The organism is Arthrobacter sp. MAHUQ-56, assembly GCF_019710585.1.
GTDB lineage: Bacteria > Actinomycetota > Actinomycetes > Actinomycetales > Micrococcaceae > Arthrobacter.
The window spans coordinates 432077-445850 of record NZ_JAIFZQ010000008.1 but is presented as its reverse complement, the minus strand read 5'-3'; the positions used below and the strand labels follow the sequence as shown (position 1 = coordinate 445850).

15 protein-coding genes are annotated in these 13774 nt (G+C 67.5%); 7 read left to right on the top strand and 8 right to left on the bottom strand.

What is annotated here, in order from left to right; all coding sequences use genetic code 11:
• Nucleotides 1-28: 28 nt before the first annotated feature.
• On the top strand, nt 29-1243 hold the full coding sequence (locus K4G53_RS06265; RefSeq protein ID WP_221384612.1) for a Gfo/Idh/MocA family protein: 1215 nt from the start codon (nt 29-31) through the stop codon (nt 1241-1243).
• A gap of 1 nt (nt 1244) precedes the next feature.
• Nucleotides 1245-2246, top strand: a complete 1002-nt coding sequence (locus K4G53_RS06260) for a sugar phosphate isomerase/epimerase (protein WP_221384611.1) — start codon at nt 1245-1247, stop codon at nt 2244-2246.
• 47 nt (nt 2247-2293) lie between these two features.
• Here the strand turns inward: K4G53_RS06260 and K4G53_RS06255 are convergent, their stop codons facing one another.
• The 3 genes from K4G53_RS06255 to K4G53_RS06245 all read right to left on the bottom strand — a co-directional run bounded on the left by K4G53_RS06255 (nt 2294) and on the right by K4G53_RS06245 (nt 4701).
• The gene (locus tag K4G53_RS06255) at nt 2294-3163 is read right to left on the bottom strand and encodes a glycosyltransferase family A protein (protein WP_308287833.1); all 870 of its coding nucleotides are present in this window, start codon (nt 3161-3163) and stop codon (nt 2294-2296) included.
• A 217-nt stretch (nt 3164-3380) separates the two neighbouring features.
• Entirely contained in the window at nt 3381-3752 is a 372-nt protein-coding gene (locus tag K4G53_RS06250; protein ID WP_221384609.1) for a hypothetical protein, read from the bottom strand.
• Between the two features lie 49 nt (nt 3753-3801).
• Nucleotides 3802-4701: an SDR family oxidoreductase gene (locus K4G53_RS06245; RefSeq protein WP_221384608.1), complete on the bottom strand. Its 900-nt coding sequence runs from the start codon at nt 4699-4701 to the stop codon at nt 3802-3804.
• Between the two features lie 231 nt (nt 4702-4932).
• On the opposite strand from K4G53_RS06245, the gene K4G53_RS06240 reads away from it, so the two are divergent.
• From K4G53_RS06240 to K4G53_RS06230, 3 genes are read left to right on the top strand one after another with little or no spacing between them, the layout of a single operon-like run.
• Nucleotides 4933-5454, top strand: a complete 522-nt coding sequence (locus tag K4G53_RS06240) for a DUF6328 family protein (RefSeq protein ID WP_221384607.1) — start codon at nt 4933-4935, stop codon at nt 5452-5454.
• A 3-nt stretch (nt 5455-5457) separates the two neighbouring features.
• Nucleotides 5458-6120: a DUF6766 family protein gene (locus K4G53_RS06235; protein WP_221384606.1), complete on the top strand. Its 663-nt coding sequence runs from the start codon at nt 5458-5460 to the stop codon at nt 6118-6120.
• Nucleotides 6121-6148: 28 nt separating this feature from the next.
• On the top strand, nt 6149-6472 hold the full coding sequence (locus tag K4G53_RS06230; protein ID WP_221384605.1) for a LuxR family transcriptional regulator: 324 nt from the start codon (nt 6149-6151) through the stop codon (nt 6470-6472).
• Nucleotides 6473-6480: 8 nt separating this feature from the next.
• Here K4G53_RS06230 and K4G53_RS06225 read toward each other — a convergent pair whose 3' ends face one another.
• The 5 genes from K4G53_RS06225 to K4G53_RS06205 all read right to left on the bottom strand — a co-directional run bounded on the left by K4G53_RS06225 (nt 6481) and on the right by K4G53_RS06205 (nt 10276).
• Complete coding sequence (locus K4G53_RS06225; RefSeq protein WP_221384604.1) at nt 6481-7605, bottom strand: glycerate kinase; 1125 nt, start codon at nt 7603-7605, stop codon at nt 6481-6483.
• 96 nt (nt 7606-7701) lie between these two features.
• Nucleotides 7702-8511 carry an SDR family oxidoreductase gene (locus K4G53_RS06220; RefSeq protein WP_221384603.1) on the bottom strand — a complete coding sequence of 270 codons (810 nt, stop codon included), beginning with the start codon at nt 8509-8511 and terminating at the stop codon, nt 7702-7704.
• 20 nt (nt 8512-8531) lie between these two features.
• Nucleotides 8532-8987, bottom strand: coding sequence for a hypothetical protein (locus tag K4G53_RS06215; RefSeq protein ID WP_221384602.1), 456 nt, complete (start codon nt 8985-8987; stop codon nt 8532-8534).
• Between the two features lie 87 nt (nt 8988-9074).
• On the bottom strand, nt 9075-9272 hold the full coding sequence (locus tag K4G53_RS06210; protein ID WP_221384601.1) for a hypothetical protein: 198 nt from the start codon (nt 9270-9272) through the stop codon (nt 9075-9077).
• A 179-nt stretch (nt 9273-9451) separates the two neighbouring features.
• Nucleotides 9452-10276 (bottom strand): class I SAM-dependent methyltransferase, encoded by an 825-nt coding sequence (locus K4G53_RS06205; protein WP_308287832.1) that lies wholly within the window; start codon nt 10274-10276, stop codon nt 9452-9454.
• A gap of 151 nt (nt 10277-10427) precedes the next feature.
• On the opposite strand from K4G53_RS06205, the gene K4G53_RS06200 reads away from it, so the two are divergent.
• Nucleotides 10428-12071 (top strand): ATP-binding protein, encoded by a 1644-nt coding sequence (locus tag K4G53_RS06200; protein WP_221384600.1) that lies wholly within the window; start codon nt 10428-10430, stop codon nt 12069-12071.
• 19 nt (nt 12072-12090) lie between these two features.
• Nucleotides 12091-13641 (top strand): bifunctional diguanylate cyclase/phosphodiesterase, encoded by a 1551-nt coding sequence (locus K4G53_RS06195; RefSeq protein ID WP_221384599.1) that lies wholly within the window; start codon nt 12091-12093, stop codon nt 13639-13641.
• Nucleotides 13642-13774 lie beyond the last annotated feature (133 nt).

Below are 13774 nucleotides of genomic sequence, written 5' to 3'. Positions count from 1 at the left end.
GCAAGCAGGAAGCACGCAGGAAGACACTATGACCACCCCCGCACACCCGACCGAACCCCAGGCCTCCCGCCCGGCTTCCCGCCCGCTGGGGGTGGCCGCCATCGGTTATGCCTTCATGGGCAAGGCCCACTCCAACGCGTGGCGGAACGTGGCCAGCTTCTTCGACGTCCCGGCCTTCGAGCAGAAAGTCCTCGTGGGCCGGGACGCCACCGCCGTGGCCGACGCCGCGGGAAAGTACGGCTGGGCCGAATCCGCCACGGACTGGCGCACCGTGATCACCAGGGACGACGTCGACATCGTGGACATTTGCGCCCCGGGCTGGATGCACGCCGAGATCGCCGTTGCCGCGCTGGAGGCAGGCAAGCACGTCCTGGTGGAAAAGCCGCTGGCCAACACGCTGGCAGAAGCCGAGCTCATGACCGCGGCGGCGGCCAAGGCCCGCGCCAGGGGGATCCAGTCGATGATCGGCTTCAACTACCGCCGCGTCCCCGCACTGGCCCTCGCGAAGGAACTGATCGCCGAAGGCCGCCTGGGCACCGTCCGGCACGTCCGCGCTGCCTACCTGCAGGACTGGCTCGCGGACGCCCAGGCCCCCATGACCTGGCGGCTGCGCAAGGAAACCGCCGGCTCCGGCGCGCTCGGCGACATCGCCAGCCACGCCATCGACCAGGTCCTGTTCCTCCTGGGCGACCAGGTCACCGAGGTCTCCGGCCGGCTGAACACCTTCGTGGACCGCCGCCCCGGCAAGGGCGGTATGGAAGAGGTAACGGTCGACGACGCCGCCTGGGCCACGCTGTCCCTCGCCTCCGGGGCGGTCGCCTCAGTGGAGGTTTCCCGGGTGGCCACCGGCAGGAAGAACTCCCTGCAGATCGAGGTCTACGGCGACAAGGGCACCATCCTCTTCGACCTGGAGAACCTGAACGAGCTCGGCTTCCTGGACGCCACAGCACCCGCCAGGGAGCAGGGTTTCCGGCGGATCCTCGTCAACGAACCCGAGCACCCCTACCTTGCGGCCTGGTGGCCCCAGGGGCACATCATCGGCTGGGAACACACCTTCACCCACCAGGTCCGCGACTTCCTGACCGCCATCAAGGGCGGAACCCAGCCCTCGCCGTCGTTCGAAGAAGGCCTGAAGGTCCAGTACATCCTCAACGCGGTGGAGGAATCAGCAGCGGCGAAAAGCGCCCTCGTCCAGGTGCCCTCCCCCACACCATCCACCGGAACCACCCCGCAAGGAGCCTGACATGCCCCGCCCGTTCACCCTGTTCACCGGCCAGTGGGCCGACCTGCCCTTCGAGGAAGTCGCCAAACTGGCCTCCGGCTGGGGCTACGACGGCCTGGAAATCGCCGTCTCCGGCGACCACCTGGACGCCTGGCGCTGGGACGAACCCGGCTACGTCGACTCCAAACTCGCCATCCTGGACAAGTACAACCTCAAGGTCTGGGCCATCTCCAACCACCTCAAGGGCCAGGCCGTCTGCGATGACCCCATCGACTTCCGCCACCAGGCCATTGTCGGGTCGAAAGTCTGGGGCGACGGCGACCCCGAAGGCGTCCGCACCCGCGCCGCCGAGGAAATGAAGCACACCGCCAGGCTCGCCAAAGCCCTCGGCGTGGACACCGTCGTCGGGTTCACCGGCTCCTCCATCTGGCAGTACGTCGCCATGTTCCCGCCCGTCCCCGAAAAAGTCATCGAGGCCGGCTACCAGGACTTCGCCGACCGCTGGAACCCCATCCTTGACGTCTTCGACGAAAACGGCGTCCGCTTCGCCCATGAAGTCCACCCCTCCGAAATCGCCTACGACTACTGGACCACCGTCCGCACCCTCGAAGCGATCGGCCACCGCGAAGCCTTCGGCCTGAACTGGGACCCCTCCCACATGATGTGGCAGGGCATCGACCCCGTCTCCTTCATCTGGGACTTCAAAGACCGGATCTACCACGTCGACTGCAAGGACACCAAGGTCCGCCAAACCGGACGCAACACCGTCCTCGGCTCCCACCTGCCCTGGGGCGACCCCCGCCGCGGCTGGGACTTCGTCTCCGCAGGCCGCGGCGACGTCCCCTGGGAAGCCTCCTTCCGCGCCCTGGCCGCCATCGGCTACACCGGCCCCATCAGCATCGAATGGGAAGACGCCGGCATGGACCGGCTCCACGGTGCCCCCGAAGCCCTCGCCAACCTCAAAAAATACGACTTCCCCGCCTCCCAAACCAGCTTCGACGCCGCCTTCAGCAGCAAGGACTGAACCTCCGGCAGGGGGCCCTACGGGGGCGCGGTCAGATCGAGGCCGGGTCAGACCGACTCCTGCTTGAGGACGACGTCGTACGCCTCCACCCGCCGGTCCGTCACGGTGGTGGGGGATTCGAGGTGGACGGCGCCCGAGGGGAGGATGCCCGCCCCGCCGAACCGTTCCATGACCTGCCACTGGGCCACGACATCCTCGCCCGCGTGGTCGGCGGGCAGGCTGGTCCAGAAACTGAACCCGCCGGCGTCGAGCAGCGCCTCGCGGCGGTACAGCACGCAGCCGCCCAGCCACGCCACGTGGTAGGGCACCCACTGGCCCGGCTGCAGGTCGAGTTCGGCGCTGAGGTGGCTGAGGTTGGCGGCATTGTGCAGCGGCCAATGCTCGAATTCGGCACTGCCCGGGCGGACCCGCTCCGGGGTCACGGGCCCCTCCCAGGCCGTGAAGGTTGCCGCCTGTTCCGGCCTGTGGTCGGCCAGGAAGGACAGGCCCTGCGGCGCCATTCCCACGAAACCGCACTCGAGCTTGGCCAGGGCCTGGCTTAGCCGTTCCAGGGCACCGGGCTCCAACCAGACGTCGTCGTCCAGGAAGAGGCATTGGTCCGCCGTGGACTGCTCCAGCAGGAACTGGCGCTGTTCTGCGAGCCCGCGCCGCGGCAGGTGGCGGTGCCGGGTGACGGGACGGCCTTGGGCTTCGAGCACCCTGACCATGGCGGCCGCGGCGGGGTGTTCCCAGGCCGGCTGGCCGGCTGACTGGTCACTGATGATGACGGCGAACGCGGGCGCGGCTTGCCCGGCCAGGCCGGCAAGGGTGACGGCGAGCTCTGCCGGACGGTTGCACGTGGGCACCAGGACGTCCACGGCCACGTTGCCGGGCCGGTCCTGTCGCCGTGCCCACTGTTCCGAAGTTCTCCTGCTCACAGCCCACCTTCCTTGCATCGGGTCCGGCCCCGGGAAGGCGCACTGCACGGAAGGGGCGCCGGGGCCAGCGAATCGGTTTCGTCCTGTCCTGTACCCAACGGGGCCGGATGTATGCCGGCAGCCCGGCAGCATGGCGGGTATCCGCGTGCGGCAAAAGGCCCCCGATCCTGCTGCCGGCGTGGCTGCGGGTGCGGGGGCCTTGGCGCGCTACCAGTGTTTATCCGGCGTCGAAGCTTTCGTCTTCGTCGTTCGGCGATTCCTCCTTCGGAAGATCGTTCCCGCTACCGTCGGGGATACCGGCAGCCTCCTGGCCAGATTCGGAGGAGACCGGCGCCGACCCCTTGGAGTCATCGTTCGATTCGTCGATCTCCGCCGCGCTTGAGGGGACGTCCATGTCGTGGGGCACCTGCTCCTGGCCCGCCCCGGCCTGGGGTTCGTTCGTCTCGGCGCCGCCTGAAGTTCCCCCGGACGGCGTGCCGCCGGACTGGCCCTGGCCGCCCTGCGTTCCTGCTGCCTCCTGCTCGGCGGTGGGGGTGCCGTAGCCGCCCGGAGCCGTCTCGGGTTCAGCCTGCTGGTTTTCCTGCGTCATGCTTCCTCCTGTTGTGGATTGCCGGTGTTGCTGGTCTGGGGTTTCCTGCCTAGAGTCCCTTGCCGCCCGTGACGGGAAGGACTGCGCCGGAGATGTAGGAGCCGTCCTCGGAGGCGAGCAGCACGTAGGCCGCCGCGAGCTCCGCAGGCTGGCCGGCACGCTCCAGCGGCGTGTCCTGGCCGAACTTGGGCAGTTTGTCCGGCCACTCGGTGGCCGGGATCAACGGCGTCCAGATGGGGCCCGGGGCCACGGCGTTGACGCGGATCCCCTTGGGGCCGAGCTCCTGGGCCAGGGCCTTGGTGAAGGCCACCTGCGCCGCCTTGGTCATGGCGTAGTCGATGAGCCCGGGCGAGGGGTTGAAAGCCTGGATCGATGCCGTGGTGATGATGGACGCCCCGGCCTTGAGGTGCGGTACCGCGGCGCGTGCGGTCCAGAGCAGGGAGTAGAGGTTGGTCCGGAAGACCCGGTCGAATTCCTCCGTGGGAAGGGTCTCCAGGCTTTCGCGGTTCTTCTGGTAGGCCGCATTCAGGACCAGCACGTCGAGGCGGCCGAACTCGGAGACGGCCTGCTCCACGATGCTGGTGCTGAATTCCTCCTCGCGTCCGTCCCCCGGCAGCAGCAGCGCGCGCTGGCCAGCCTTCCTGATCCATTCGGCGGTGTCCTGGGCGTCGTCTTCCTCCTCCGGCAGGTAGGAGATGGCAACGTCGGCCCCTTCCCTCGCGAAGGCGATGGCCGCGGCCTTGCCGATGCCGGAGTCGCCGCCGGTGATCAGCGCTGCTTTGCCGTTGAGTTTGCCGTGGCCCTCATAGCTGAGTTCCCCGTGGTCCGGCTTGGGGTCCATCGGCGCGGTCAGGCCTGGCTGCTTCTGTTCCTGTTCCGGGAAAGGCCCCGAGTGGTAGCCGCCGCGCGGGTCCTTCGGCTGGTCTGTCTGCTTGTCCGTGTCGCTCATAGTCCGCCTGCCTGTGTCGGTTGACCTGTGTCATGTGAACTGTGTCGGTTGAGAAGCGCCCGTGCTCCGGCCCTTCGAAGCTATCCCGGCCGAAAGACTAAGTCCACCGGCACGGGCAATAATCAGTAAACTTACCAAATGTTGCCGGGCGCGCAACGGACGGCCTTGTTTCTGGGTACGGGGGGAGTAGAAAGAAGGGACACGGGCTGGCCGCACGAGGAAGGAGGGCCGATGTCCGAAGTGGAGGACTACACCGGCAAGTCGGGACGCAATGAAACCCGCGAAGAGCAACTGGACCGCAACTGGGCGGAGCTGCTGCAGGAACTGCGGGTCCTGCAGACCGGGGTGCAGATCCTGGCAGGGTTCCTGCTGACGCTGCCCTTCCAGCAGCGGTTCGAGGAGTTGGACGACTTCCAGGTCAACCTGTACCTCATCAACGTGGTGGTCGCCGCCTTGACCACGGCCTTCATTCTTTTGCCGGTCAGCGTGCACCGCAGGCTGTTCCGGAAGCGGCTCAAGGAAACCCTGGTTTCCAGCGCCGATGCCATCACCAAGATCGCCCTTGCCGGGATCGCGCTGCTCAGCACCGGAACGGCCGCGCTCGTGTTTGACGTGACCGCGGGCCGGTCGGCGGGGATGACCGCGGGTGGGGCACTTCTGGGCGTCCTCGTGGTCCTGCTGGTGCTTGTTCCCCTGCACCTGAACAAGCGGGCCAACAACAGAAACCACTCTTCACTGCCGGGCAAGGAGTAAATCATGCGCAAATGGGCCAAAGAGCACGGACTGCTGTTGGCGAACGTGGGCCTGTTCCTGGCGTTCTTCGTAGGGATGATCCTCTCCGGAGCCGCGTCCTACAGCGAAGACCAGCAGGCCCATGGGGAGCCGGCAGTCGGGGTTCTACAGTTCCTCAGCACCGGCGCCTTCGTGGAGGCCACATTCGAAAACTGGGAATCGGAGTTCCTGCAGATGGCCATGTACGTGGTCCTGACGGTGTTCCTGTTCCAAAAGGGCTCCTCCGAGTCCAAGCCCATGGGCAGGAAGGCACCGCAGGACGAGGATCCGCGCGAGGCCAAGCTCAGCAGCGCGTCACCGTGGCCGGCAAGGCGCGGCGGCGCGATCCTCAAGCTTTACGAGCACTCCCTGTCGATCCTGTTCTTCGTGCTGTTCCTGGCCTCCTTCCTCCTGCACGCCGCCGGCGGCGTGGACGAGTACAACCAGGACCAGCAGAGCCACGGCGAGGCCACCGTCAGCTTCCTGCAATACTTCGGCACCAGCCGTTTCTGGTTCGAGTCCTTCCAGAACTGGCAAAGCGAATTCCTGGCCGTCGCCGTCCTGGTGGGCGCCTCGGTCTACCTCCGGGAAAAGGGGTCCCCGGAATCGAAACCCGTTGCAGAACCCCACTACGAGACCGGCGCCTGAGGCCCGGCCGACCAAGAGGAGAAACTGTATGCGAGCCCTTGTCCGAACCGTACTTTTGGCGCTGCTGCTCCTGGCCGCCCCGGCCCTGCCCGCAGTCGCCGCGGGGGCAGCGCCGGCAGGAACCGCCGTTGCCCAGGCCACCCCTGCCCACGCCGCCCTGGGAACCTCCCCCACGCCGTCCACGGGCGACACCGCGTCCACCGGCCCCGCCAACCCGGGCACCGGCGAATCAGCGCAGAACGAATCGACGCGCGTGAACTACGCCCCTTGGGTCATCGGCGGAATCGCTGTGCTGGTGGTGATTGCGGTCCTGGTCTTCCGGCGGCGCCGCAACACCACAATCGTCGGCTAGTTGTACGGCTAGGCCCCTTCAAGTACCTGGCTGGTTGCCCAGGCCAGGTACTTGCCGGCGTTGGCGATGGCGTCTTCGGGGCTTGCGGCGACATCCAGCAGCTGCGCGGCGGCCACCACCCCATGCCCGGCCAGGTCCTCGAGGGTCACGAGGATCCGGCCGGCCACCACGATGACCGGGATGCCCAGCTCCCGGGCGGCGTCGGCGAGCGCGATGGGAGCCTTGCCGGTGAGCGACTGGGAATCCATGGAGCCTTCGCCGGTGATCACCAGGTCCGCGCCGGACAGCTGCCCGGCCAGGCCGGTCAGGCCCGCCACGAGTGTGAAGCCCCCTTCCAATGTGGCGCTGGTGAAGGCAAGGAACGACGCCGGGAAGCCACCGGCGGCGCCCGCGCCCGGGACGTTCACGTCCCGGCCCGTCACTTCCCGCAGGATGGACGCCCAGTTGCGCAGCCCGGCGTCGAGCAGCTCCGCCCCCTCCTGGTCCGCGCCCTTTTGCGGGGAAAAGACGTGGGCGGCACCGGAGGGCCCGTACAGCGGGTTGCGGACGTCGACGGCAATACGGAAGGTGGTTGCCGCCAGGCGTGGATCAAGTCCGCTGGTGTCCAGCGAAACGATCTCCGCAAGCGACCCCCCTCCGAGCGGCACCACGTTCCCGGCGGCGTCCAGGGGCTTCAGGCCGAGGGCGCGCAGCGCTCCGCTGCCGCCGTCCGTCATGGCCGAGCCGCCCAGTCCCAGCACGATCTCCGTGGCCCCGGCGTCCAGGGCGGCGGCAATCAGCTGCCCGCAGCCGTAGGAATGCGCGCGCAGGGCATTGGCCGGCGTCGGTTCCATGTCCGCCAGCCCCGAGGCCTGCGCGGTCTCGATCACCGCGGTGACCTTGCCGTCCCCGGCCTTGCGGATGGCCCACGCCGCGCCCGTGGGGGCGAGGATCGGTCCCACTACGGCGTTGAGCCGTTCCTCATAGCCTGCGGCGACCGCTGCCTCCAGGGTGCCCTCGCCGCCGTCGGCAATGGGGAACTGGGTGGTGACGGCGTCCGGGTACACGCGCAGTGCGCCTTCCGCCATCGCGGCGGCGGCCTCGGCGGCCGTGAGGGAGCCCTTGAATTTGTCCGGAGCGATAAGAATGCGCATGCGTTCCATCATGCCAGCCCGGTACAGGAAAGCGCTTGCCGGATCCGTCATGCGGACGAGGGCCGATGGCCCTGGGGTCTGAGACTGTGGGCGCTTTTAAACCTCGCGCCAGTCGTTGCTGGTGATATGGGACCCCGCCTGCGGTCCCATCTGCAGCATTCCACCGTCCACAACCCAGGCGGCACCCGTGACATAGCTGGATGCCGGGGAAGCGAGGAAGGCGATGACGTCGGCAATTTCCCAGGCGTTGCCAGGCCGGCCCAGCGGCACACCCGGCCGCTCCGTCATCGTCGGGTCCTGGTCCTCCTGCCCGGTCATCGGGGTGGCAATTTCGCCGGGGGCGACAGTGTTGGCCGTGATGCCGTGGGCACCGAGCTCCAGGGCGAGGGTCTTCATCAGGCCGCCCAGGCCGTGCTTCGAGGCGTCGTAGGCGGATGAGCCAACCCGGGGCTGGAACTCGTGCACGCTGGACACCGCTATCAGCCTGCCGCCGTTGCCCGCCTTCACCATGCGCCGGGCTGCGGCCTGCAGGCAGACGAAGGCGCCGTTGAGGTTGGTGTCCAGGGTACGCATCCAGCTGTCGATATCCAGGTCCAGGAACCTGGTGCCTTCACCTGTGCCCGCGTTATTGACGAAGACGTCCACGCCGCCCAGTTCGTCCGCCAGCCCATCGATCACGCCTGCCGCCGCCCTGAGTTCGGTGGTGTCCAGCTGCCGGACCACGGCCTTGCGGCCCACGCCCCGGATTTCTTCGGCCGTGGCTTCCGCCCCCGCTTTGTCGGAGTGCCAGGTGACGCCCACGTCCATTCCGGCCCGGGCGAGTGCGACGGCGGTGGCTTTTCCGATTCCCGAGTCCGAACCGGTGACAATGGCGGTGGTGGGCGCGAAGTTGCTGGTTTCTGGCATGGTGCAGCCTTTCGGTTGGGTCAAGCTGGGCGGCGGAGTTCCGGCTGGTAGGGCGCCTCATCGGGCAGGCCCGCTGCTTCCCGTGCGGCGGGCGCCTCCGGTACGGCGGCAACGGAAGGTGCGTCCGGAACTGCCATCATCGGCACGGCGAAAGTCACCACGGGCCGCCCGGGGTCGTCCGCGGCCCGGATGGTGAGGCTCCTGGTGCCCGGAGGCACCGACGGAGTGAAGACCTGCAGGTTCCGGGAATCGACGACGGCGGATTCCTGCAGCGAATATTTGGTGCCGAAGTGGTCCTCCAGAATCAGCCGGGGCGCGGGTGCGCCTTCTGACGCCAGATGGACGTTAACCACCAGTCCTGAGGCCCAGACCTCCACTGAGAGGATGGTGAATTCGCTGGCGGGGGTGACGTGCCGGCCGTAGGTGGGCGGCAGCAGCATCCGGCGAAGTGCGCCGGACGGGATGAGATTGCTCATGGGGTTTCCTGTAGGTCTTGCGCCAACGGTCGGCTGAAGGGCGCCGGGGGTGGCCGGTGCCCGTGTCGAGTGCTGGGGCGGTGCGGCTCAGGCGTCTTCGCGGTTGGGATTCTCCAACCGGAAGAAGTTCGATTGCGTGCCGTCGCTGCGTTGTTCCTGGTAGATGAAATTCAGTTTCCGGGAGTCGAAGGTGTCAAACCGCTCCTCCCAGCTGACGTGGCGGAGCTTGTCGTCGTCGCCGCCAAAGTCGATGCGCAGCACTCCGAGGTGGTCGCCCTGCGTCATCCCCGTCTTTGCCCGTTTCGCCGGCGTTGTTTCCTTATGTCCTGCGCCACGGCACCGTCCTTTCCCTGCCACTTAGTAAGTCTACTTACCATGTAGCCTCCCGGTCAGGCCGCGTGTCAAGGGGCACAGCGGTACTGTGCGGGGAGCGTGCGGGGAAGTGTGTGGTTCTGCGGGGGGTACTAGGGCAGCGGACGGACCACTGCGTAGTAGCCGGGTACGCGGTCCTGGCCCGCAACGCCGGTCACCGGGTTGGTCCGGATGGCAACATCGCCGTCTTCAAGCAGTTCCCACGACGACGCCGGGAACACCCGCTGGCGTTCGTCGGGACCAAACCGGCCGGGCATGGGCAGCCCGCGGATGGCCAGTTCCAGGGGCGCCGGAATACCGTGCGTGGTTGCACCGAGGTGGGAGACGTATTCCAGCGGATTTCCCTGGAAGTTGGTTTCTGCCATGAACACCGTGCCCCCGGACCCGGCGACGGTCTTGAGGTTTTCCACCAGTGCCGCCTGGTCGTCGTCGTCCAGCACGTGCAGCACGCCCCGGATGAAAACGTTGGCCCCGCCGTCGTCCACAAACCCTGCCGCCGCCAGCGCGGCACCCGCCCCGGGGGCCGTCAGGTCGCGGACGTCGAAGCTGACGTTGCCGATGCCCCGGGACTCGGACCGGGCCCGGGCCACGGCGTGTTCCGAAACGTCGACGCCGATGGCCCGGGGAAAGATCCCGGCGAGCGCCCGGGTGAAGCTGCCGTGGCCGCAGCCGGCATCAACGATGGAACGCCGGGGATCCAGGTAGTGCAGGAGGGTGTCCTTGTAGCCCAGGAACTCGGAGTCGCTGCCGGAGTCCCACAGCACCTCGCTGTCTTCGCCCGTCGCGGTTATGCCCGCCCAGTAGCGGTCCCAGGCCGTGTGCCGGTCCTTCGGGGCGTGCCGGGCGAGCCTGATGATCTTGGGGAGTATCAGGAACTTCTGCCAGGTGGGCACCGGGGGTTTTGCTGGGGTGGGCACCGCTCAAATATATGTTCCAGGGCCGGGCAGCCGTTGGATCAGCGCCATATTACGCCGCGTGCCCTTCCCGGACCCGATTGCCGCTGGATCTATGGAACCGCAGGGGCCGCATCCCCCTAGAATGTAGACAACTGGGAGGGAAGGGGGCACTGTGACGGCTGTGCCGAATGAGGTACGCGCTCCGCGCACAGCGCTCGTGGCTGATCCGGACCCCCGGCGCCTGGCAGTCAACGCCGAGGCACTGCGCGACGCCGGCTATACCGTCCTCGAAGCCCGGGACATGGATAGCCTAGCCGCCTTGCTCCTGGACGCCGAGCCGTCTGTCATCGTGGCCGACGCCTTCCTGGCGGCAGTCAAGTCGACGGCCCCCGTCCTGGTGATGGTGGACCTGGACAGCCCGGCGGAGATCGAGGCTGCCAACCCTCCGGGCATCCACGACTGCATTACCAAGCCGCCGGCACCCAGGGAGCTGGTGCACCGCGCCACTGTGCTGATCGATCAGGCGGCCCGGCGACGGGCGTCCCGGCAGGAGGCCGAGGGCCTTCGGGAGCAGCTGCGCGAAGTGTCCGCAGCGGTCCGCGCCACCAACGATCCCCAGGAAATCGCCGATCATGTCGTCGCCGGTTTCGGCCGCACGTTCCGGGCCGACCACGTGGTCCTGGCCACCTTCGAAGACCCCAGGGTGCCCCCGATCCTGGCCACCTGGCGAAGGCCCGGACTGCCGGAACTGGACCAGGACGCCCTTCCCGGCGAAGAGGAAGCCCGGCAGATGGCGGACGCCCTTTGGGCCGGGACGGAAACGCTGTCCGCGGACGGCCACGAAGCACAGGGCCGCCCCCACGACAAGCCCGCGGCAGCGGTTGCGGGCGCGGTCTCGACGCTGGCCGTCCCGATCGGGGAAGGCAACTCGTCCCTCGGCATCATCTGGATCGCAATGATGGACCGGCCCCGGAGCTGGTCCGACGCCGAGCTTGGCCTCATCCAGCACGTCGCGGGCAACGCCGCTTACGGGCTGATCCAGAGCCACCTGATCAGCAGCCAGCAACAGGTGGTGAAGCGGCTGCGGGAGCTCGACAAAGCCAAGACCGACTTCCTGGCCACCGTGAACCACGAACTGCGCACCCCGCTGACCTCGATCATGGCGTACCTGGACATGATCCAGGAAAGCACCCAGCACCCGGTGTCCAAGGAGGTCCACCAGATGCTGGACATCGTGGTCCGCAATACGGAACGGCTCCGGACGCTCGTGGAGGACATGCTCAGCGTGTCGCGCCACGGACCGGACGACGGTCCCATGCACCTGGCCCCCGTGCACCTGGGACAGACCCTGGACCTGGTGGCTGCGGCACTGCGCCCCCTTGCCACGCTGCAGAACGTCACCATCGATGTGGATCCCCTGCCGGAGGATCCGCAGATCCTCGGGGATGAAGTGCAGCTGCAGCAGGTATTCACCAACCTGGTGTCCAACGCCATCAAGTTCACGCCCAGCGGGGGACGGATCGAGGTGGGCAGCGAATCGCATGCCGCGCCGGACGGTTCCCGGTGGGCCACTGTCCGGGTGGCCGATACCGGCATCGGCATCTCGAGCGACGAGATCGACCACGTGTTCACCCGGTTCTACCGGGCCTCCAACGCCATGTCCGGCGCCATCCCGGGAACCGGGCTGGGCCTAGCCATCTCCAAGGATATTGTGGACCGCCACGGCGGCCAGATAAACGTGGCCTCCACGCTGGGCGGGGGCACCACAGTCACGGTCAGCCTTCCACTGGGTACTGACCGCATCCAGTCCAACTAGGCGGGCAGGAGGACAGCCGATGTTTGCCGACGACGACCCCCGGCTTTCCCAGCTGCTGGAAGGCATAGTCCGGCTTGCCTCCGGAGACCTGACCTCCCGGATCGAGGTCTCTCCCGCCCGGGACGAACTCGATGCCATCATCATGGGCACCAATCTGCTGGCGGAAGACCTGCAGATCATCTACCAGGAGCTGGAGCAGCGCGTCCAGGTCCGCACCCAGCTCCTGCACGAGGCACACCTGGAAATGCAGAAGATGGCCATGCAGGACCCGCTTACCGGCCTGGCCAACCGTTCGGCGCTGATCGAGGCGCTGAGGACCGCCCTGGCAGGCCAGTCCGCGCCGGATGAGGCTGCCCCGGATGAGGGGCCCGCCATCCTGCTGATTGACCTGGATGGCTTCAAGTCCATCAACGACAGCATGGGGCACACCGGCGGGGACCAGGTCCTGGTGACGGTGGGCGAAAGGCTCCGCAGCGCGGTGCGGGAGTCGGACGTCGTGGCCCGGCTGGGCGGTGACGAATTCGCGATCGTCATGCCGTCGGCGTCGGTGGACCAGGCGGCCATCGTGGCATCGCGCATCTCGGCCGCCCTGAGCGACCCCATTGAGCTGCCGGGCAGGAGCGTGCGCTGCGGAGCCAGCATCGGGCTCAGCATTGCCGATGACGGCCAGAGCCCCGAGGACATGCTCATGCAGGCCGACGTCGCCATGTACGCGTCCAAGGCAGAAGGCCAGAACCGGCTGCACCGTTTCGAGCCGGGCCTGCTGCTGATGCGGCGCCTCCGGAGCCAGTTGGTGGAGGACCTGCGGGCAGCCATCAAGAACGACGGCCTGACGCTGTACTACCAGCCTGTCGTGGAGCTTGGCAGCGGAAGGATCGAGGGGGTGGAGGCGCTGGTCCGCTGGGACCACCCCAACCGCGGCTTCATCATGCCGGACGAATTCATCCCGCTTGCCGAGGAAGCGGGCCTGATTTCCGATCTTGGCCATTGGGTCCTCCGGACGGCGGTGAAGCAGCTGCGGGCCTGGATCGATGCCTCCTTGGTGGACCAGCGCTTCTCGGTGCGCATCAACATCTCCGCCACGGACCTGCAGAGCCTTCAGTTCATCGAGGACGTGCGCAACGTGCTGCAGGAAACCGGAGTGAAGCCCCACCAGGTAGTCCTGGAGCTGACGGAAGTGGCCATCGTCAGGGGCAACGAGCTGGACCGCTACTCACTGGGCGGCCTCCGGGGGCTGGGGGTCGGGATAGAGATCGACGATTTCGGCACGGGATACTCGTCCATCAGCTACCTCCGCCGGCTTCCCGTGGACAGGGTCAAGGTTGACCGGTCGCTGATCGCCGGGCTGGATACGGATCCCAGCCAGCCGGCACTCGTAGCCGCGGTCCTGCAGTTGGTGCGCGCCTGCGGCCTGGAGGCGGTGTGGGAAGGCGTGGAGACGGCGGAGCAGGCAGAGATCCTTCGCGGCCTGGGGTGCCTCAGTGCCCAGGGTTACTACTTCAGCCGGCCGGTGCCCCCCGGGCAGATTCCCGCCCTGCTGGCGGGCCAGCCGGAGAGCGCTAACCAGTAGCGCACAAACTACTGCGCTTTTAGTTCGGCCGATATACGATCAACATGCGGTGTCTGGTTTTCGTCGCCGCGGAAATCAGGGCGAGCAGTAACACCGGACTTATAGGGCGTTTGGAAATTTGAACATTAATTGG